At 42.0% G+C, this 20,866-nt stretch carries 25 protein-coding genes; 18 read left to right on the top strand and 7 right to left on the bottom strand.

The genetic code is table 11. From position 1 onward, the window contains the following. Positions 1-72: 72 nt before the first annotated feature. Genes QE417_RS09720 through QE417_RS09710 form a run of 3 tightly spaced genes read right to left on the bottom strand, consistent with a single transcriptional unit; the run spans position 73 to position 1,978 of the window. The gene (locus QE417_RS09720) at positions 73-867 is read right to left on the bottom strand and encodes an ABC transporter permease (RefSeq protein ID WP_311949568.1); all 795 of its coding nucleotides are present in this window, start codon (positions 865-867) and stop codon (positions 73-75) included. 5 nt (positions 868-872) lie between these two features. Next, positions 873-1,772, bottom strand: a complete 900-nt coding sequence (locus QE417_RS09715) for an ABC transporter ATP-binding protein (RefSeq protein WP_311949567.1) — start codon at positions 1,770-1,772, stop codon at positions 873-875. Continuing rightward, positions 1,766-1,978, bottom strand: coding sequence for a hypothetical protein (locus QE417_RS09710; protein ID WP_311949566.1), 213 nt, complete (start codon positions 1,976-1,978; stop codon positions 1,766-1,768). Before QE417_RS09710 ends, QE417_RS09715 begins: the two co-directional genes overlap by 7 nt. 249 nt (positions 1,979-2,227) lie before the next feature. Here QE417_RS09710 and QE417_RS09705 point away from each other — a divergent pair, with 249 nt between their 5' ends. Beyond that, on the top strand, positions 2,228-3,193 hold the full coding sequence (locus tag QE417_RS09705; protein WP_311949565.1) for a sensor histidine kinase: 966 nt from the start codon (positions 2,228-2,230) through the stop codon (positions 3,191-3,193). Between the two features lie 3 nt (positions 3,194-3,196). Next, positions 3,197-3,928, top strand: coding sequence for a LytR/AlgR family response regulator transcription factor (locus QE417_RS09700; RefSeq protein ID WP_311949564.1), 732 nt, complete (start codon positions 3,197-3,199; stop codon positions 3,926-3,928). 96 nt (positions 3,929-4,024) lie between these two features. Here the strand turns inward: QE417_RS09700 and QE417_RS09695 are convergent, their stop codons facing one another. The 4 genes from QE417_RS09695 to metK form a co-directional block, all read right to left on the bottom strand. Then, complete coding sequence (locus tag QE417_RS09695) at positions 4,025-4,774, bottom strand: lysophospholipid acyltransferase family protein (RefSeq protein WP_311949563.1); 750 nt, start codon at positions 4,772-4,774, stop codon at positions 4,025-4,027. A gap of 138 nt (positions 4,775-4,912) precedes the next feature. After that, entirely contained in the window at positions 4,913-5,500 is a 588-nt protein-coding gene (locus tag QE417_RS09690; protein ID WP_311949562.1) for an NUDIX hydrolase, read from the bottom strand. Positions 5,501-5,545: 45 nt separating this feature from the next. After that, positions 5,546-6,478: an EamA family transporter gene (locus QE417_RS09685; RefSeq protein ID WP_311949561.1), complete on the bottom strand. Its 933-nt coding sequence runs from the start codon at positions 6,476-6,478 to the stop codon at positions 5,546-5,548. 82 nt (positions 6,479-6,560) lie between these two features. Beyond that, positions 6,561-7,811 carry a methionine adenosyltransferase gene (gene metK / locus QE417_RS09680; RefSeq protein ID WP_311949560.1) on the bottom strand — a complete coding sequence of 417 codons (1,251 nt, stop codon included), beginning with the start codon at positions 7,809-7,811 and terminating at the stop codon, positions 6,561-6,563. Between the two features lie 225 nt (positions 7,812-8,036). Here metK and QE417_RS09675 point away from each other — a divergent pair, with 225 nt between their 5' ends. The 16 genes from QE417_RS09675 (at position 8,037) to nuoF (ending at position 20,819) form a co-directional block, all read left to right on the top strand. Continuing rightward, positions 8,037-8,924, top strand: a complete 888-nt coding sequence (locus QE417_RS09675; RefSeq protein ID WP_311949558.1) for a diacylglycerol/lipid kinase family protein — start codon at positions 8,037-8,039, stop codon at positions 8,922-8,924. 8 nt (positions 8,925-8,932) lie between these two features. Further along, on the top strand, positions 8,933-9,277 hold the full coding sequence (locus tag QE417_RS09670) for a translation initiation factor (protein WP_311949557.1): 345 nt from the start codon (positions 8,933-8,935) through the stop codon (positions 9,275-9,277). A 481-nt stretch (positions 9,278-9,758) separates the two neighbouring features. Further along, positions 9,759-10,604, top strand: a complete 846-nt coding sequence (locus QE417_RS09665) for a MotA/TolQ/ExbB proton channel family protein (protein WP_311949556.1) — start codon at positions 9,759-9,761, stop codon at positions 10,602-10,604. Positions 10,605-10,705: 101 nt separating this feature from the next. Continuing rightward, positions 10,706-11,314, top strand: coding sequence for an ExbD/TolR family protein (locus tag QE417_RS09660; RefSeq protein ID WP_311949555.1), 609 nt, complete (start codon positions 10,706-10,708; stop codon positions 11,312-11,314). 4 nt (positions 11,315-11,318) lie between these two features. Further along, a complete protein-coding gene (locus QE417_RS09655) occupies positions 11,319-11,858 on the top strand; it encodes an ExbD/TolR family protein (RefSeq protein ID WP_311949554.1) in 540 nt (179 codons plus the stop codon). A gap of 43 nt (positions 11,859-11,901) precedes the next feature. Beyond that, entirely contained in the window at positions 11,902-12,741 is an 840-nt protein-coding gene (locus QE417_RS09650) for an energy transducer TonB (protein ID WP_446670067.1), read from the top strand. A 6-nt stretch (positions 12,742-12,747) separates the two neighbouring features. Next, positions 12,748-12,978: a hypothetical protein gene (locus QE417_RS09645; RefSeq protein ID WP_311949552.1), complete on the top strand. Its 231-nt coding sequence runs from the start codon at positions 12,748-12,750 to the stop codon at positions 12,976-12,978. Continuing rightward, a complete protein-coding gene (locus QE417_RS09640; RefSeq protein WP_311949551.1) occupies positions 12,971-13,888 on the top strand; it encodes a PstS family phosphate ABC transporter substrate-binding protein in 918 nt (305 codons plus the stop codon). The genes QE417_RS09645 and QE417_RS09640 overlap by 8 nt, the downstream gene beginning before the upstream one ends. 26 nt (positions 13,889-13,914) lie before the next feature. After that, complete coding sequence (locus QE417_RS09635) at positions 13,915-15,630, top strand: tetratricopeptide repeat protein (protein WP_311949550.1); 1,716 nt, start codon at positions 13,915-13,917, stop codon at positions 15,628-15,630. A gap of 78 nt (positions 15,631-15,708) precedes the next feature. Next, the gene (locus QE417_RS09630; RefSeq protein ID WP_311949549.1) at positions 15,709-16,080 is read left to right on the top strand and encodes an NADH-quinone oxidoreductase subunit A; all 372 of its coding nucleotides are present in this window, start codon (positions 15,709-15,711) and stop codon (positions 16,078-16,080) included. A 239-nt stretch (positions 16,081-16,319) separates the two neighbouring features. After that, positions 16,320-16,862 carry an NADH-quinone oxidoreductase subunit B gene (locus QE417_RS09625; protein ID WP_157542763.1) on the top strand — a complete coding sequence of 181 codons (543 nt, stop codon included), beginning with the start codon at positions 16,320-16,322 and terminating at the stop codon, positions 16,860-16,862. Continuing rightward, a complete protein-coding gene (locus tag QE417_RS09620) occupies positions 16,862-17,365 on the top strand; it encodes an NADH-quinone oxidoreductase subunit C (protein WP_311949548.1) in 504 nt (167 codons plus the stop codon). The genes QE417_RS09625 and QE417_RS09620 overlap by 1 nt, the downstream gene beginning before the upstream one ends. Positions 17,366-17,368: 3 nt before the next feature. Continuing rightward, entirely contained in the window at positions 17,369-18,595 is a 1,227-nt protein-coding gene (locus QE417_RS09615; RefSeq protein WP_311949547.1) for an NADH-quinone oxidoreductase subunit D, read from the top strand. Then, on the top strand, positions 18,588-19,112 hold the full coding sequence (locus QE417_RS09610) for an NADH-quinone oxidoreductase subunit NuoE family protein (protein WP_311949546.1): 525 nt from the start codon (positions 18,588-18,590) through the stop codon (positions 19,110-19,112). The genes QE417_RS09615 and QE417_RS09610 overlap by 8 nt, the downstream gene beginning before the upstream one ends. A 3-nt stretch (positions 19,113-19,115) precedes the next feature. Then, positions 19,116-19,454 (top strand): hypothetical protein, encoded by a 339-nt coding sequence (locus QE417_RS09605; RefSeq protein WP_311949545.1) that lies wholly within the window; start codon positions 19,116-19,118, stop codon positions 19,452-19,454. A 3-nt stretch (positions 19,455-19,457) separates the two neighbouring features. Continuing rightward, positions 19,458-20,819: an NADH-quinone oxidoreductase subunit NuoF gene (gene nuoF / locus QE417_RS09600; RefSeq protein WP_311949544.1), complete on the top strand. Its 1,362-nt coding sequence runs from the start codon at positions 19,458-19,460 to the stop codon at positions 20,817-20,819. The last annotated feature ends 47 nt before the right edge of the window (positions 20,820-20,866 follow it).

The following is a 20,866-nucleotide window of genomic DNA, read 5'->3' as shown; positions in this document are numbered from 1 at the left end:
ATAATGATAACAACGCAAAAGGCTCCATTTGGAGCCTTTTGCGTTGTGTGAATGTATGATAGGGTTGAGTGATTACTTAATACTCCGGCGTTCTACAATAAAATAACCGGCTACGTAAACTACCGCGGCTATGACCAGGCTAATCCACACTTCGTTAGTTAAAAAGTCGGGAGTTTCGTTAGGGCGTATTTTTCGGTTACCTATACCCATGATGGAAAGTAAAGGTTGTGCATAAGGGAGAATATATGCGTATTTCCAGTGAGCCGGCCCGGTAAGTATTATACCGGCAATAGTACCTACAAAGCCAATGCCCATGGGTTTTAAAAAGTCTTTCCAAAGCAAGCCCATTAAAAACTGGAGTGCAATAATGCCTTGCGATGCTAAGAATAATTTTGCATATACCTGAAAGAGCGTGCTTTCCATATGGTAGCCGCCAAATTTTAATTTGGGTTGAATATTGCCTAACAAATTACCAAAGCCTATGGTAAGCACAAAGAATAACGTTAGGGTTATTAACACTAAAATTACAGCATACAAGTATTTAGCAGTATATATAGACCATTTTGGAATAGGCAATGTAAACAGTGTTTTCCACGTATCTGATTTATGTTCGATAGCGTTTACCGAGTATCCTATAAATACAATATACATAGGCAATAGCAATGAGCCCATTACCGCTAATGGTATACCGGCAAATTGTCCCCATAATTTTTCAGAAGGAAAAGCGGCTACTTTATCGGCATTAAAGTAAAAACCTACTGCTACAAAAAAGGTAATTAACAGCGGCAAGAGTATAGAGCCCCAAAAACCTAAGGTTTTGCGGCTCTTATAAAATTCAGATTGCAGTGATAGTAAGAATCCTTTCATATGGCTTAGGCTTGTTGGGTAATATTTAAAAACAACTCTTCGAGGTCTTTTTGCACCTTGCCAATACTGTATATTTTATGGCCGTTATTATGCAGTGAAGCATTAATGGCGGCTGTATCGTCTTTTGAGGTGAAAGGTAAGGTTAGATAGTTATCGGTAACTTGCGAAATTTCGTAACCGCTGCGTTTTAAATAATTGGCAGCATCGGCAGTATTATCAGTTTCAACTTGCACCATAGGTTGGCTAAGGCTTTCCAGTTCCTCAATACTACCCTGAAACAGCATGGCACCGTGGTTAATAATACCAACGTGCGTAGCCATTTTTTCAACTTCGGCCAGCATATGGCTGCTTACAAAAATGGTTTTGCCCTGCTCTTTAGCCAACTTGATCAGTAGTTCGCGTATCTCTATGATACCGTTGGGGTCGAGGCCGTTGGTGGGTTCATCTAAAATAAGCAGTTTTGGATCGGCCAGCATAGCCAGGGCAATACCCAGGCGCTGTTTCATTCCTAACGAGTAGGCTCCGGCTTTTTTGTTGGCAGCATCTTTAAGATGCACCAGCGCCAGCATGTCTTCAACCCTATCAATAGGTACTTGCAGTAAACGTGCGCGGTTAATAAGATTGTCTTTACCGGTTAGGTGGGTATATATAGCGGGTTGCTCAATAAGCGAACCAATTTGTCTTAAAATTTCCAAACGCTTGCTTTGCAGCTCTTTGCCAAAAATATGAATGCTACCCTCCTGTATTTTTAACAGGTTGAGCAGCATTTTTATAGTGGTGGTTTTTCCGGCACCGTTAGGGCCTAAAAATCCAAATACGCTTCCCTCGGGTACTTCGAGAGATAATGATTTAACAACAAGCTGGTTGCCAAAGTAAAAGTTTAGGTTGTTGGTTTTAATTACCATACTTTACCTGTTGATACGCTGCAAACTGCTTTTACTAAGTGTACACCTTTTGAAAACAAAGAGGTAGCATGTTCAACAGTGGCAACATCACTGCTTTCGGCTAAAGCCTTAGCGTGTTCAAACTGGTAACTTACACCTAATACTAAAGCAAATAATACAGGGGCTAACAGTAATATAAATGGGTTGATGTTTGATAACTTTTTCATTGTGACTGATTTGATGATACAAAGTAAATTCAAAAAATCGGGGTGCTAAACTTAATTAGACCAACTGCCTCTAATTATAGATGAACTGTCATTTATACCGACGAAAAGATTCATCGATTGTCAGGGGCGGTTCATCGGTAAAAAAGGTGGGTGTATATAAATATACCGGTCAATTATTACTTAAGTATTATATTAGGAGCAATGAAAAAAAGTTGGCAAATATTCTGGCATTCCTTTTTTTGGATAAGCATGATCGCTTTTTTCATGTTCATTGCCCACAATAATTCCAAATTAAAAACCATAGATCTGTTTGTAACCTTTGTGGGTTACGGTGCTATCAACATCAGCCTTTTTTACCTAAATTATCTTATATATATACCCAACTACCTCGATAAAAAGCAGTATGGTAAATACATACTGTATGTTTTACTGGCAGTTATTGGGATAGGGTTTTTAAAATACGGGGTAGGCTGGATATTCCATGAGTATATATTAACGGGCCGCAATGGTAAAACCATCAACTTTGCGTCTTACTACATCAGTGCTTTATTTACCAGCATCATATTTATACTGCTAAGTTTATTGCTGCATTTTACGGTTGATTGGTTTTTAAACGAACGCATACAGCGCGACCTCGAAAACCAGCGCCTTACGGCCGAACTCGCTTTGCTGAAATCGCAGATAAACCCGCATTTTTTATTCAACTCGCTCAATAGCATATACTCGCTGGCCTATCAACGGGCCGATAATACGCCCGATGCCATCCTCAAGCTATCGGAAATTATGCGTTACATGCTGTATGAGTGTAATGATAACAAGGTTGATCTGGCTAAAGAGCTGCAATACCTGCAAAACTTTATCGATTTACAAAAGATCAGGTTTGGTGAAAACTGCTATGTTGATTTTGATGTAGATGGCATTATTTCCAAACAGCGCATTGTGCCATTGCTGCTAATATCCTTTATTGAGAATGCCTTTAAACACGGTGTAGCTAACGATCCCAGCTCGCCCATTCAGCTTAAAATTACAGTTGATGATGGCAGTTTACAGTTTTACATGCACAACAAAAAGCACCTGCATAACCGCGATACCGTGGGCGGAATAGGGTTGGTTAATGTAAAGCGCCGTTTAAAATTATTGTACCCCGGTCAGTATCATTTAAACATTACTGATACCGAATACACATATACTTGCGAATTATCATTAGTTTTATAACCCATGATTAGATGTTTGGTAGTTGATGATGAGCCATTGGCCCTGCACGTAGTAGAAGATTACATTGCAAAGGTTCCGTTTTTACAATTGGTAAAAGCTACTACCAGCGCTATAGAGGCCTTAACCTTGGTGCAGGACGGTAGTATCGACCTCGTGTTTCTGGACGTGCAGATGCCCGAGCTTACCGGCATACAATTTATGCGTATAGCTAACGGCAAGGCCAAAATTATTTTAACCACAGCTTACCCGCAATATGCGTTGGAAGGCTACGAGCTGGATGCCATAGACTACCTGCTTAAACCCATCGCGTTCGACAGGTTTTACAAGGCAGCTCAAAAAGTTCAGGCTACATTATTTCCGGCCAGTGCTAAACCTGCCGAAAAGGAAGAAGTGCAGCAACCCCAGTCGGATATTTCTAACGATTTCATTTTTGTAAAAACCGAGCATAAAATTCAAAAGGTATACCTTAACAGTATTCTGTTCATCGAAGGACTGAAAGACTATATTTCCATTTTTACCCCCACAGAGCGCATCATCACCCTGCAAAACATGAAAAAGGTAGAAGATGCCCTGCCCGAACGGCACTTTATTCGCGTGCATCGCTCATACATCGTTGCCCTCAACAAAATTGACAGCATTGAACGCAGCCGCATTTTTATGGGCGATAAAATTATCCCCATAGGCGATACCTATCGTGACGATTTCTTTAAAATGGTGGAGGAGAAGAACATTTAAGGAGAGAATCAAGAGTATAGAGTCAGGAATCAAGATACTTGGCAATTTGTATCATCTATTCTCTAAAAAACTTTCCTCGAAGCGGCTGTAAAAAGTTTATATTCTTGATTCTGTGTTCTTGACTCTGAGCTTAATCGTTTCCTCAACCTCCTTCACCAGCTCATCTGCCGGGCGGCCGTTGGGTTCGATGGGGGGGAGTACCTCGAAACTTAAATGTAAAAACGTACTTAGCGGGTAAATACCCCATTGCACCATTTTCCAGGCGTTATTGATGGCAATAGGTACTAATAATGCATTAGGACATTTTTTGAGTATAGTGGCAATACCGGCCGATTGGAACGGCTTCAGGTGCCCGTCTTTAGAGCGGGTTCCTTCGGGAAATATCACGGTCGACCAGTTACGCTCTTTCATGCGGGTACCCAGGTTGCTCAACTCCATGATGGATTGGCGCCTGTCGTTACGATCAATGTTTGCACCGCCGCCTACTTTAAGGTTATATGATATAGACAGGATGCCCTTAGTCAATTCAATCTTAGAGATGAATTTGGCATGATAACGGCGCAAATGATAGATCAATGGCGGAATATCGTACATGCTCTGGTGGTTGGCAATAAAAATAATAGGGCGGCCAACCGGAAGGTTTTGCTTGTTGGTAAACGTAACCCGGTTAAACAGCAGGTAATAAGTCGAAGTTAAAAAACCGTTTAAAATATCAACCGAGCGCTTGTGCGGTTTATAGCCACCCCAGTTATAGCACATCCATTGTATAGGCTGAAACACCAGCAGTATGAATCCAAATGCTACGTAATGAAACGCCGAGAAAATAAATCCTAAAAGTTTACGCATAACAGAACCCCAAAGGTAAGGATTTAGAGCGAAGAGGCAAGAACCTGAGGGAGAGAACCAAGAGCCAAGAATCAAGAGCCAAGATTTTGACTGGCTGAGTATTATCTTGTTTCTTGACTCTTGGTTCCCGGCTCTATCTTAAGCTCCCCCTTTAGGGGGCTGGGGGGCTAATTTTCCTTCTAATATTAAAAGTTGCGCTTTTAATACAGCCGCTACAGTCATCGAATCTGTTATATCACCATTGCAAACCATTTGGTAAACCTGGGCAAAAGGTACTTTCTTTACAATGAGTTGTTCTGTCTCTTCGGGTTCGGGTTCAAACTGCTCGAGGCCGTGGGCAAGGTAGCAAATGCTATATTCATCGCTTACCGAGTTGGAGAGGTGCATGCGTACCAGTTCGGTCCATTGGCTGGCTTTCAGGCCGGTTTCTTCTAAAAGTTCGCGTTTGGCGGCATCTAAAGGTTCTTCATTGAGTGGGCCTCCACCCTCGGGCATTTCCCAACTGTATTGATTGATGGTAAACCGATATTGACCCACCAGGTAGGTATTCATATCTTCATCCAACGGTAAAACGCCAATGGCGCGGTTTTTAAAATGCACCTTTCCATAAATGCCGTTAGTGCCGGTTGGGGTAATTACATCGTAATGGGTGAGTTTTATCCACGGGTTGTCGTAAATTTCCTTTTCGGCTACAATTTTCCATGGATTATCTTCGGGGTGTTGCATGTGGCTAATATAGGTTTTGTGAGTAAAACGGTAGTAGCCGCGAGGCTAATTCTCATCCTTAACTACTGCTTTTTTATAACTGGGTACATTCACCAGTAAAATACCTATTAATATCACTACCAGCCCAAGCATTTGCCCGCCATAAAGTTTTTCATCAGCCATGAGCCAGCCCAGTATCACAGCAACTACCGGGTTAACGTAAGTATAGGTGCTGATGAGCGCCGGAGCCACGTGTCCTAACAGCCATATATATGCCACATAGGCTACCAAGGAACCGAAAGTTATCAGGTAAATAAGTCCCAGCCACGCATCGGTGTTTACATTTTTAAAGCTGAAGCCCTGATATTCGCCCATCAGTAATGCAATTATGGCAGCACATAAACTGGCGGCAATTAACTGTATACTGCTGTTCATAATTACCGATGCCCCGCCTTTATGCTTTTGTGTAACCAACGAGCCAACCACCCACAGCATGGCGCCAATCTGCACACCTATCATAGCTGCCAGTTTCATGGATGATTCCTTAGCTTCGTGCTCGCCCATATTAATGAACAGAATAATGCCCACGAAACCCACAAGCAGGCCTGAAATAATAAATTTGTCGGAAAAATATTTGCGCCAGTTGGCTTTATCTAAAAGCAGGAACCATAAAGGCTGGGCGGCTATCAAAACTGCTACCTGGCCCGATGTGATGTATTGCTCGGCCCAGGCCACCATGCCCGTGCCGCCAACCAGCATAAGTATACCGCTTAATGCCTGGCGGCTAACTATAGGTAAAGAAGGTAATGTTTCGCGCTTAAAAAAACAGTAGCCGGCCATGAGTAAACCTGCAATGCAGTAGCGCAGTGCTACCAGCACAAAAGGCGGAAAACCTTCGAGCCCGAACCGTACAGCAAGATAGGTTGACCCCCATATAATATACACCGCGGAAAACGACAGCAGGATCAATAAACGGGAGGGAGCGGTTGAGTGAGGCATCGCCCTAAAGTAACTAAAAGCCTGACATAAAAAAAGCGGCCCGATGATTACCGGGCCGCTTGTGTATTTGTGAGATGAAGTATTATAAGCCGAAAGCTTGTTTTACTTTTTCTACGTAATCAAGTTTTTCCCAGGTGAACAGTTCAACCTCTTTAGTAACCTCGCGGCCCTCAGGGCTTACAAAGGTTTTGGTTACGGTTTGGCTTGGTTTACCAAAGTGACCGTAAGCAGCAGTTTCGCTATAAATTGGGTTGCGCAGTTTAAAGCGGGTTTCAATAGCGTAAGGGCGCATATCAAAAATAGCTTCTACTTTTTTGGCAATTTCACCGTCGTGCAAGCCAACTTTGGCAGTACCGTAGGTGTTTACATAAATACCCATAGGCTGAGCCACGCCAATAGCGTATGATACCTGTACCAATACCTCTTTGCAAATACCGGCAGCTACCAGGTTTTTAGCAATGTGGCGGGTTGCGTAAGCGGCCGAACGGTCAACTTTTGATGGATCTTTGCCCGAAAAAGCACCGCCACCATGAGCACCTTTACCACCGTAAGTATCCACAATAATTTTACGGCCGGTTAAGCCCGTATCGCCATGCGGACCGCCAATAACAAATTTACCGGTTGGGTTAATGTGGTAGCTAATGTTCTCGTTAAAAAAGTGCGCGTATTTAGGGTAACGCGCTTTAACACGCGGAATAAGGATGCCAATAATATCCTCACGGATTTTGGCCAGCATAGCTTCGTCATCAGCAAAATCATCATGCTGGGTTGATATTACGATGGCATCAATGCGCTGTGGCTGGTTATTATCATCGTACTCTAACGTTACTTGCGATTTTGCATCAGGGCGCAAATACTTAATATCGGTGGCTTCGCGGCGTATGGCGGCCAGCTCAATTAATAATGCGTGAGCAATATCCAAAGCTAAAGGCATATAGTTTTCGGTTTCCACGGTGGCGTAACCAAACATCATACCCTGGTCGCCGGCACCTTGTTGCTCGCGGTCTTGCTTGTCAACACCCTGGTTAATATCCGGCGATTGCTCGTGAATGGCCGAAAGCACACCACATGAGCTGCCATCAAACATGTACTCGCCCTTGGTGTAACCAATTTTGTTAATTACATCGCGCGCAATTTTTTGTACATCGAGGTAGGCTTTTGATTTTACCTCGCCGGCCAAAATTACTTGCCCGGTGGTAACCAAAGTTTCGCAGGCTACTTTTGATTCTGCATCAAAGGCTAAAAAATTATCAATGAGTGCGTCCGATATCTGGTCGGCCACTTTATCCGGATGTCCTTCTGAAACAGACTCTGAAGTGAATAAATAAGGCATAAAAATATTGTCAATAAAAAACGTTTGTAAAAACGAAAGTTTGGAGTATTGAACAGGATTTGGGTAAAAAAGAGAAAAAGAATGGGTTTAGCACTTTTTTACGTGGTTGCAATCCTTACTGCCGGGGCAGCATAATCAAATCAGTCCACTTTCGGGTAGCAAAAGTAAAACAATTTTACAAAAGCCGAAAATAGGTTTACTTTTGGGAGCGAAAAAGATAGCTCGTTGAAAAGGAAAGTTTTATTTGTGATTAATCCTATAGCAGGTGGTAAGGCCAAAGGCCACGTACCCGCGCTTATACAACAGCATATCGATAAAAATACTATCGACTACACCATCGTTTTTACCGAAGAAGCCGGGCACGCCCATTGGCTGGCTAAAGACGCCGTTAACACCTACCAATCTATTATAGCCGTTGGGGGCGATGGTACCATTAACGAGGTAGCATCGGCCGTGGTGGGCACCAAGGCAGCTCTGGGCGTATTGCCATTTGGATCGGGAAACGGGTTGTCAAGGTTTTTATCCATTCCTATGGATACGGTGGGGGCCATTCAAAACATCAATATTAATAAGGTAGAAACCATTGATGCCGGGCAACTGAACGGGCAGTGGTTTTTTAATATGGCCGGTATGGGTTTTGATGCCCACATTAGCCAGGTGTTTGCCGAGCAAACTACACGCGGATTTATTACCTACTTTAAATCGGCGGTAAAAGAAATTGTAAATTATAAATCGGAAACTTATAATTTGCTTATTGACGGGGAAGAATATGATCGCGAAGCATTTATGCTGAGCATTGCTAATTCATCGCAGTATGGCAACAATGCCCACGTATCGCCGCAGGCGTCGGTACAGGATGGTTTGCTGGATGTTTGTGTAATTAAGCCTTTCCCACTGTACCGTTTTCCGGAAATGGGTATGCGTATGTTCACCAAAACGGCCGATAAATCTAAATACGTAGAAATTATCCGCGGAAAGAACATCAGCATAAAGCGGGGTAAGCCTGGCGCTGTGCATGTTGACGGCGAACCGCATAATGCCGGTACCAATGCCGAAGTTCATATTGTTCCGCGCTCGTTAAATGTTATAGTAGGCAATAATTATCATTCCTGAAAAGCAGTATGTCGAAAAAAAACCGCAACCTCAACGATGGTGTTATGTACTCAACAAATCCCGATTTTGAGTACACCCCCGATAATAACGACGATGTAGCCACTCCGGCACCTAATCAGCAAAATCTTAAAATATACCTCGACCGTAAAGGTGGCAGCAAACTGGTAACACGCATCAGCGGCTTTGCCGGTACCGAAGCCGATTTGGAAGCATTAGGCAAAAAACTTAAAACCAAATGTGGTGTGGGTGGTTCGGTAAAAGATTATGAAGTTTTGATTCAGGGAGATTTTCGTGATAAAATTCTTGCAGTTCTTATACAAGATGGGTACAAAGCCAAGAAAGCTGGCGGGTAAATTCAAATTTAATTTGCCTGTTTTATATTATTTTTAAGTTTTTATTAAGAAAATTTAAACTATCTTGTGTTTTGATTAGATAATTTCTTAAAATTAATATTGTAAAGGTGTTTTACGAATTTTTAAATACCCGAAAGGTGTATATTGCACACCTTTATATGTTAAAAATGTGTTAAAAAGGGCTTTATATCGGCTTAGTTACATACTTTTAATGCACTAAGCTTGGTTATTTTAAAAAAAATAGTTTTCATTGCAGAAAATTGTTGTTGAAACATAATATATGGCAGTATTTACGTTATTAATAAGTTATAAGTAAATTACTGCCAATTGTAAGGCTTGCAAAAGCACACGTTAAATAATTATGAAGAATTTCATTTTGAATAGTTTTATCTGATTAAAATTATAAATTTGTTATTCGCACAGTAGCGTATATTTAATTAACTAAATATTATAAACAAAAACTAAAACTAAATTTAAAGTAATGGCAACCGCACCATCAAAACCAACTACTCCTGTTAAACAAGAAAGCTCAAGTTCATCTGGAGCATTTGCATCATTCGTAATTCCTATTTGTTTTGTAATAGCCGTATTGCTGTTCATTTTCGTTTTTGGTGACCCAAGCCATTACAAAGGCGGCGATGTTGAGCATGGCGAGCCTACCGATTACTTTGGTACTATCCACAAAGGTGGCCCGATCGTTCCTGTGTTAATGACCTGTTTTTTAATGATGGTTGTTTTCTCAATTGAGCGTTTTGTTGTTATTGGTAAAGCTGCCGGTTCAGGTAACGTTGATGCATTCGTTAGAAAAATCAACTCTTACTTAAATCAAGGTAATATTGACGCTGCAAGCGCAGAGTGTGATAAACAAAAAGGTTCGGTAGCTAACGTTATCAAATCGGGTTTAAAACGCTACAAAGAAATGGAGCAAGAGCCTAATATGGACGTTGATCAAAAAATGTTAGCTATTCAAAAAGAAATTGAAGAAGCTACTGCATTAGAAATGCCAATGTTAGAGCAAAACTTAACTATCATTGCTACTTTAGTATCAGTAGGTACCCTTATCGGCTTATTAGGTACGGTTGTGGGTATGATCGGTGCGTTCCGTGCGTTAGCAACTTCAGGTGCTCCTAACCAGGCCGAATTATCATCTCACATTTCTGAGGCGTTAATTAACACTGCATTAGGTATCTTAACTTCAGCTTTATCAATTATCTCTTACAACGTATTTACGTCAAAAATTGATAAATTGACTTATGCTATTGACGAGACCGGTTTCAGCATCGTTCAAACATTTGCTTCGTCACACAAAAATCAGGCTAAATACTAATAACAGGTTTTGATATATTACCAGTCTGTTGCCTGTAGGGTAACAGGCCGGTTTAAAAATTAACCAATTTATAGTATTTACTTTTTTAGAAAAGGATAGAAATGCCAAGAGTAAAAGTTCCAAGAAAGAGTACAGCAATTGACATGACCGCCATGTGCGACGTTGCGTTCCTGTTGCTTACCTTCTTTATATTAACGGCAAAACCTAAAGTAGAAGATCCGGTGCCAATTGATACTCCGGCCTCTACATCACAAGTGCTTCTTCCCGAAAGCGATATTGCTACGATAACCGTTGGCGGTAAAAACAAAGTGTTTTTTGGTGTTGAAGGTTTTGAAGTGCGTAAGCAGTTATTAATGCGTATGGGCGAAAAGTATAAAACTACTTTCACCCAACCGGAGGTAAATAAATTTTCGGTTATGCCAAACATTGGTGTACCAATGGCCCAGGTTAAACAATACCTTGCTTTAGATGGCAGCCAGATGAAAGAATTTAAAGCACCTGGTATACCAACCGATTCGGTTAGTAACGAATTGTTTAACTGGATACATGAAGCTCGTATAGTAACCAAAAACATTTCGGGTAAAGAGCTGCGTATTACCATTAAAGGTGATAGCCAGGAAGAATACCCGACAATACAGCGCATAATTGCCATACTGCAAAAGCAGGAAGTAAATAAATTCAGTTTAATCACATCATTAAGAGGAAAATAAGAAGATGGCAGAATTAGACACCTCCGGCGGGGGTAAGAAAAAAGGTGGCAAGGTAAGAAGTAAAAAACAATCAACCCGCGTTGACTTAACAGCGATGGTGGATTTGGCTTTCTTACTGGTAACTTTCTTTATGCTTACCACAACCCTGTCAAAAGCTAAGGCAATGGATTTAGCCATGCCGGATAAGGAAGACGACCAAAAAGTTGAAGAGCCTATTGCTGCGTCAAGAACTTTAACCGTATTGCTTGGTAATGACAATAAACTTGAATGGTTTATTGGTGTACCAACCGAACCACTTTCGGCACCAGCTGTTGATGGTTATGGAAAAGATGGTTTCCGCAAAGTTTTAATTGAGCAAAGCAAAAAAATCAAACAATCAACTGGTAAGGATATGTTTGTTATTATTAAGCCGAGTGATAAATCAGTTTATAAAAATATGATTGATGTTATTGACGAGCTGAACATTACAAACAATAAATCATACGCTATTGTTGATATTACTCCGGTTGAGATTGATTTATTGAAACGAGAGAAAATTTATTAATAAATAGCATTAACATAAACGTTTAAATATTATAGTCATGGCTATTTTAGGATCAAAATTAGACATACTGAAACCTGAATGGCTTGATGTTGTTTTTTCGGATAGAAATAAAGCGTATGGCGCTTATGAGTTGCGTAAAAACAACCCGCGTAATACGTTAAGGGCATTAGTTATAACCGTAGTTGTATTTTCACTTGCGGTTGCAATGCCTACTATCATTAACAAGATCAAAGGTTTTATACCTAAGCCTAAGGAAAAAGTTAAAATTGAAGAAGTGGTGCTGGCACAGCCACCGCCACTTAATGAGGCAGAGCCACCTCCGCCGCCGCCACCAAGCCCTGAGCCTCAAAAACCCAAAGTTGACCAGGTTCGTTTCCCACCTCCGGTTGTAAAGCCAGATAACCAGGTTCCGGAGAAAGATCCGCCAAGCCAGGAAGATTTGAAAGTGGCTGACCCAGGTCAGAAGGATATTAAAGGTGATCCTACTCAAACCGTTCGTATTGATGAGCCGGTAGGTAATGCTCCTGTGAGTACTGCCGTAACCGAATCAAATCCAAACGAGATCTTTACATCGGTAGAGCAATTGCCCGAGTTTCCGGGTGGTATGGCCGGCTTTGGAAAGTATTTAGGTAAAGCATTGCGTTACCCTGCAGTAGCTTCTGAAAACGGTGTACAAGGTCGTGTTAACGTTACTTTCGTAGTAGAACGTGACGGTAGCTTAACTGATATAAAACCCATTGGCCGTACTTTAGGCTCAGGTTTGGAAGAAGAAGCTATACGTGTATTAAAAAATTCACCTAAGTGGACCCCAGGTAGACAAAATGGCCGTTCTGTACGTGTACAGTACACTGTGCCAATTGTATTTACGCTACAGGATCAGTAAAAATTAATGTTGAATTCAAATTCTGATAAACAAAAATCGCCCCAAAGGCGGTTTTTGTTTATTTTAGGAGCAGCCTTGTTTGTTGTAGTCATCATATTTGGATTGATGATTATGTTTTGGGACAAGCTCCCTCTCGATCTATCAAAAACGCAACGCTACACCTTTGGCGGTTTGTTTATTATTTACGGCATTTTACGCTTTATACGCGTAATAAGACCTAATACGGCAAATGAGTAACAGCATAAAAATTATTTTTTGCAGCCTTATTGTAATTGTTGTTTTTGGCACCTGCCGCCAACAACAAACAACACAGGTAAAAGGAGAAGATTCCTTTATTAAAGGTACAGCACAATTTTTGGCCGATGAATCTTTTAAGCCAATATTAGAGCAGGAAGTTTACGTATTCAAATCGTTGTATAAGGAAGCTAACCCTGTATTGATCTATAAATCAGAAAATGAGCTGTTAAAGCTGTTTCTGGAAGATAGCATAAGGGTTGCCATCATGTCGCGCGAGTTGAAACCCGATGAGTTGCAAATACTCAAAAGCAGAAACTTTCCGCCTGATGTTAACCGTTTTGCAATTGATGCAGTAGCGTTAATTGTAAACGAGCAATCGGCCGATACCACCATATCGGTTAAGCAGGTCAAAGACATGTTAAACGGGAAGATAATGACCGATAAAAACATAGTTTTTGATAACCCGAACTCAAGTTTGGTAAGATATTTGAAGGAGCTATCGGGTAATAAAGAACTAAAGCAGAAAAATATTTATGCTTTGGAATCCAATAAAGACGTTATTAAGTATGTAAGTACACATCCGCAATCAATAGGTATAGTTGGCTTTAGCTGGCTTGATGATCCTGATAAAGATTATGCAGATGCAGTAGCTAAGGTTAAAATAGTTGGTGTTAAAGATGAAAGTAATGACAAAGTTCCGACAGAGTATTTTAAACCTAATCAAACAACCTTAGCTCTAAAACAATATCCGCTTAGTCGTGGTCTGTATATACTTAACAGTACCGGTAAAATGGGACTGGCAGCAGGTTTTTCTGCATTTGTATTAAGCGACCCAGGGCAGAGGATCATACTAAAATCAGGTTTATTGCCAGATTCGATACCTCAGCGGGAAATGATTTTAAAGAAATAACTTAACTAAAACTATAAAAAAAAGCCATGAAAAATATGATTAGTAAAGTAGCCGCAACGGCAACAGGGCTGGTATTTATAGGTTCAACTGTTTTTGCGCAAAGTCTTGCCGACGCCAAGAAAGCCATTGACGCCGAACAATACCAGAAAGCCAAGTCGATGTTAAAGAACCTGACTGCCACTCAGGCCACTAAAGACGAGAATTTCTTTTATCTGGGTTGGGTATATCTTGAACAAGAATATATTGACTCTGCTAAAGCTACATTTGATAAAGGTATAGCTGCAAATCCAAAATCGGCATTAAATTATGCAGGTTTAGGTGCAGTAGCACGTTTAAATAAAGATCAGGCTGGTGCACAATCAAATTTTAATCAGGCTATAACCCTGGCTGGTAAAGAGACTAAACCGTACCAATATGTAGGCGAAGGTTATCTATTAGGCGAGCCTGATGGCAATGCGGCCATTGCTGTACTGCAAAAAGGCATTGCCGTAAGTGCAAAAGACCCTGAATTATATATTGCTTTGGGTGATGCTTACCGTACTCAATTAAAAAACACTGATGCAGTAAAAGCATACCAGGATGCATTGAATATTAATCCAAAGGCTGCTTCTGCAAAAGTTGCAACCGGTGTGGTATGGCGCCAGGCTAATAACTGGGAAGAATCAGAAAAAGAATTTAAAGACGCTTTAGCTATCGACCCTAACTATGGTCCGGCTTATCGCGAGTGGGCTGAAACTGATATCCGTTGGGCACAAAAAGTTCCTGCACAGGCTTCAGCTAAAGTAAATGAGGCTGTTGAAAAATACAGCAAGTTCTTAAGCTTAACTGATAACTCGGTAGAATCACGCTTACGCTATGCCGACTTTTTATACCAGGCTGGTAAGTTTAAAGATTTGCAAACAGAAGCAACCACTTTAACACAAATGCCAAATGCCAATGCCCGTGCATTCCGTTATTTAGGATATTCTGCATTTGAAAATGGAGATTTTGCTACTGCCAAAACTGCCATGGCCAACTGGATGACTAAGGCCGATCCTAAACGCGTTATTCCATATGATTACTACTACCAGGGGCGTATACTACTTAGCGCTAAAGATACAGCTGCCGCTTTGCAAACTTTTGAGAAAACAGTGAAGTTGGATACCACCATGGGTGATTTATATGCCGACATTGCTAAAATTTACTATGCAAAACGTCAGTTCGAAAAAGCTGGTGATAACTACGCTCAATACGTATCAAAATCACGCAAAGCTACTTTGAATGATTACTTTTCTGAAGGTTTTAGCTATTACTTTGCTTATGGAGACCAGTTGTCAAGCAAAGCTACTCCTAAGCCAACGCCTGATACTGCTCTGTTAACCAAAGCCGATTCTGCTTTTTCGCATATTCAGCAAAAATTAACTACGCCAAATACTACAGTAACCCTGTACCGTGCGCGTTTGTATGATTTGAAAGAGAAAGATCGTAACAATATAGCAGGATTGGCGAAGCCTTTTTATGAAAAACTGATCGAGGTAACTACAGCCAAACCATCATTGGTAGATGCTGATAAAAAGAACCTGGCCGAATCTTATGCTTATTTGGCTACCCTTGCCGAGTATAAAGACAAGGATATTGCCAAAGCTACTGAGTTATATACCAAAGCTAAAGAGAACGATCCCAGCAACAGGTTGGCTGCCGATTTCTTTACCCGCAAAGCTAAAGGAACAAAACCTGCAGCAACAAAAGGAAAAGGTAAATAATTAAATATTATTTTAATAAAAGGTGCAGTTTAGCTGCACCTTTTTTGTTATTACCAAACCCACCCCTATATTTGCCAAATGGAAGCACAAAGTTTACCGGTTAATTATTTGCCTATCATCATACAAATGCTGGTGGCCATTGGGTTTGTTGTTACAACCATGCTGGCTACGCACAAGTTAGGCCCTAAGCGTGTAACGGCCGATAAATTAACACCGTTTGAATCGGGTATTGAGGTGGTGGGTAACGCCCGTACGCCTGTATCAATCAAGTACTTTCTGGTAGCTATACTGTTTGTGCTGTTTGATGTGGAGGTAATTTTTATGTATCCCTGGGCGGTTAACTTTAAAGCGATGGGCACTACCGGCCTAATCGAGATGTTTATCTTTATGGCAACGTTGCTTTTAGGCTTCATTTATGTACTTAAAAAGGGCGCTTTAGACTGGAACTAATTAGAAAATTGTAAGTATTATCAAATTTATAATACAAAGCCCGATTGGTTATTAAATCAATCGGGCTTTGTGCTTTTTGTTAGTTATATTAATAATTTATGGTGTGGTTATAATGCACATAATCAAGCTGTTTAGATTGTTTCTAAATACTATGTTGTACATATTACACTATACCAAATAACGTTTATAATAATAAATTTGTAGGCATCCGTTTAAGCGGAATTTAGCAGTTATAACCAATGAGTGATGTACAGATAGTTAATGCCCCTCCGGGTGTTGAAGGTTCGGGATTTTTCGCTACATCGTTAGATAAGGCCATAGGTTTGGCGCGTTCACACTCGTTGTGGCCGTTGCCTTTTGCTACTTCGTGCTGTGGTATTGAGTTTATGGCCACCATGGGTTCGCATTATGATTTGTCGCGTTTTGGTGCCGAGCGTTTAAGCTTTTCACCTCGCCAGGCCGATTTGCTCATGGTAATGGGTACCATCTCAAAAAAAATGGCTCCGGTTTTACGTCAGGTTTACCTGCAAATGGCCGAGCCACGTTGGGTAATGGCCGTTGGTGCCTGCGCATCAAGCGGTGGTATATTTGATACTTACTCGGTGTTACAAGGCATTGATGAGGTTATACCGGTTGATGTATACGTACCCGGTTGCCCGCCACGCCCCGAAGCCATTATTGATGGTTTTATGAATATTCAGAAACTGGTACAAACCGAGTCGTTGCGCCGCCGCGACACACCGGAATATCAGCAATTATTAGCTAAATACGGAATCCAGTAATGGCCGAATTGAATAACGAAATACTGCTCGAAAGCCTTACGGGCAAATTTGGCGAACTGGTAAAGCCGGTTGTTGAAGATTACGGCATGTTAACGGTTGAAACCAACCGCGATACGATTATAGACCTGCTACGCTACATTAAAACTGATGCAGCCCTGCAGTTTATATATCTTACCGATATCACTGCCATTCAATACCCTGAGCAGGAAAACCCAATTGGGGTAATATACCATGTACACAGCCTGGTGCACAATGTGCGCATACGCATCAAGGTGTTTTTACCGGCTGGTGATGAGCGCATACCGTCGGCTACCGAGCTTTGGAACGGCGCCAACTGGATGGAGCGTGAAACGTACGACTTTTTTGGGGTGAACTTTGAAGGGCATCCTAACCTTGTGCGTATATTGAACGTAGACGATATGACCGTTTTCCCGATGCGTAAAGAGTACCCGCTGGAAGATCCGAATCGTGTAGACAAAAAAGATTTTTATTTTGGAAGATAACCTATGCAGAATTTTCCTTCGTTAAATACCAATATTAATACAGATACCAACCTGCAAAGCGAGTTATCTACCCTTAACCTTGGGCCAACGCACCCGGCTACGCACGGCGTATTCCAAAATGTGTTGCAAATGGATGGCGAGCGTATTGTAAGCGGTGTATCTACCATAGGTTACATTCACCGCGCGTTCGAAAAAATTGCAGAGCACCGCCCGTTCTATCAGATCACCCCGCTAACCGACCGTTTAAATTACTGCTCGGCCCCAATTAATAACATGGGCTGGCACATGACGGTTGAAAAGCTCTTGAAGATACAAACACCCAAAAGGGTAGATTACCTTCGTGTAATTATCATGGAGCTTTCGCGTATTGCCGACCATATAATTTGTAATGGTGTATTGGGGGTTGATACCGGCGCGTTTACCGGCTTCCTTTACATGATGGAATACCGCGAGGCCATTTACGAAATTTACGAGGAAGTTTGCGGCTCACGCTTAACCACTAATGTTGGCCGTATAGGCGGATTTGAGCGTAACTTTAACGAGATAGCTTTTGCCAAAATCAAGAAGTTTTTGGTGGATTTCCCTAAAGTACTGGCCGAGTTTGAATCGTTATTCAATCGTAACCGCATCTTTATCGACCGTACAAAAGGCGTAGCCCCGGTAACCGCCGAAACGGCGCTGGACTACAGCTGGAGCGGCCCCATACTACGCGCCACAGGTGTTGATTATGACGTGCGCGCCATGAACCCTTACTGCTCGTACGAAGACTTTGATTTTGAAGTTCCGGTGGGTACAACGGGTGATGTGTACGACCGCTTTTTGGTACGTAACGAAGAAATGAAACAAAGCATGCGCATGATACAGCAGGCTTTGGATAAGATAGAAAAAGAAGACCCAACCATATTCCACGCCGATGTACCTGAGTTTTACCTGCCTCCAAAAGAGGAAGTGTATAACAATATGGAAGCGCTCATTTATCACTTTAAAATTGTGATGGGTGAGATTGAAACGCCGGTAGGAGAGGTTTACCATGCGGTTGAGGGCACTAACGGTGAGTTGGGCTTTTACCTGGTAAACGATGGTGGAAGGTCGCCGTACCGTTTGCATTTCCGCAGGCCAAGCTTTATCAATTACAGTATGTATGCCGATATGAGCCGTGGCATGTTGCTTTCAGACGCCATTATTAACATGAGTAGCTTAAACGTTATAGCCGGAGAGTTAGATGCTTAAAGTAGAAGATACCCAAACACCGGTTGAGTTTTCGGCCGCATTGCTTGAGCAGTTTGCCGATTTTGTAAGCCGCTATCCTGAAGGTAAGCAAAAATCGGCGTTGTTGCCGATGCTGCACGCCGTACAGGCCGAGCATGGCTGGCTAAGCTCGAAGGCAATGGATAAAGTTGCCGAATATTTAAAGATAGAGGCAATTGAAGTTTACGAGGTTGCTACCTTTTACACCATGTACTTTTTACGCCCGCAGGGTAAGTACGTGCTGGAGGTTTGCCGCACAGGCCCTTGCTGTTTGGTAGGTGCCGAAAAGATAATGGACCACATTGAGCAAACGTTGGGCGTTAAAGAAGGTGAAGTTACCGCCGATGGCCTGTTTAGCTGGCGCGGCGTAGAGTGCCTTGCAGCCTGTGGCTTTGGCCCCGTATTACAAATTGGTCCTGAATATACTTTTTACGAGAATTTAACGCCTGAGTCGGTTGACCGGTTAGTTAGTGATTTAAAAGCTAAGGCAAATAACTAAGTGATGGCTTCGCAAAAGGATAAGGACTACCATATCTTAAGAAATCCTGAATTATATGTGGGATTTAAGGATATGTCTGAGTTTAGAGAGCGAATGACTAAAGAAAATGCCGAAGCAAGAAAGAGGTACAAGAAACTACATGCTAAATATGGCACTAAGTCGATGGTGTGTGATAAGCGTAGAAGAAACTCGACCCGGAAAAGCAATCAGAGGAATAAACAGATGATTCATCAAATCGAGAGAGCGAGACTCAAACAAGATGTTATCAGCCATCTCATAAATGAGGATCATTTAATTAGAACCGAACCTGTAATAAGCAAGGGTTATGTAATTTTGAATTAGAACATGGGACGCAAATTATTACTTGAACATATAAACGTACCCGGTATAAATACCCTGGAAGTTTACCGCCAAAAAGGTGGTTACGCTGCCATGGAAAAAGCCCTGAAAACTTTGACACCCGATGAAGTGGTGGAAGAGGTGAAAAAATCGGGTTTGCGTGGCCGTGGTGGTGCCGGTTTCCCAACCGGTATGAAGTGGAGCTTTTTGGCCAAGCCCGAAGGTGTGCCCCGTTACCTGGTTTGTAACGCCGATGAATCAGAACCCGGTACGTTTAAAGACCGTTATTTAATGACACACATCCCTCACCTGTTAATTGAGGGAATGATTATAGCCAGCTTTGCGCTGGGTGCCAAAACATCGTACATATACGTACGCGGCGAAATGATGGCGCAGATCCGCATTCTCGAAAGAGCCATTGCCGAAGCAAAAAATGCTGGTTTTTTGGGCAAAAATATATTAGGCACTGGTTACGATCTGGAGCTGTACGTACAACCTGGTGGTGGTGCTTACATATGCGGCGAAGAAACTGCACTGATAGAATCGTTAGAAGGTAAACGAGGTAACCCGCGTATTAAACCGCCATTCCCGGCTATTGCTGGTTTGTATGGCTGCCCAACGGTGGTAAACAACGTAGAGTCAATTGCAGCTACCGTGCCCATCATTCGTGATGGTGGCGATGAGTATGCTAAAATAGGTGTTGGCCGCAGTACTGGTACCAAGCTTATTTCGGCCGGTGGCAACCTGGTAAAACCGGGAGTTTACGAGATAGAATTAGGCGTTCCGGTTGAAGAATTTATTTATTCGGACGAGTATTGTGGTGGTATAGCCAATGGCAAACGCCTCAAGGCAGTTGTTGCCGGTGGTTCATCGGTGCCAATTTTACCGGCTAACCTTATATTAAAAACTATAGAGGGCAATGCCCGCGTAATGAGTTACGAAGGTTTGTCGGAGGGCGGTTTTGTAAGCGGCACCATGATGGGTTCGGGTGGTTTTATCGCTTTTGACGAAGACCAGTGCATCGTGCGTAATACCTGGAACTTTACGCGTTTTTATCATCACGAAAGTTGCGGACAGTGTTCGCCTTGCCGTGAAGGTACCGGCTGGATGGAAAAGGTGCTGCACCGCTTAGAGATGGGACATGGTAAAATGAGCGATATGGACCTGCTGGTTGACGTATCGAAAAAGATAGAAGGTAACACGATTTGTCCGCTGGGTGATGCGGCAGCATGGCCGGTGGCCAGTGCCATACGTCACTTCCGCGATGAATTTGAGTGGCACGTAACCAATGGCGCAGAAGCGGTTAGCCGCAACTACGGTTTGGCACATTATGCCGATCCGTTGCCAAAACCGGAAGCAACAGTTTAAAAAGGGCAATAAATCTGGCCTATAAGTTGTTATATTTATAACGTATA

Origin of the sequence: Mucilaginibacter terrae (assembly GCF_031951985.1) — a bacterium.
GTDB lineage: Bacteria > Bacteroidota > Bacteroidia > Sphingobacteriales > Sphingobacteriaceae > Mucilaginibacter > Mucilaginibacter terrae_A.
Note: the sequence above shows the minus strand (reverse complement) of the source record. Positions and strands in the feature narration are given on the sequence as shown.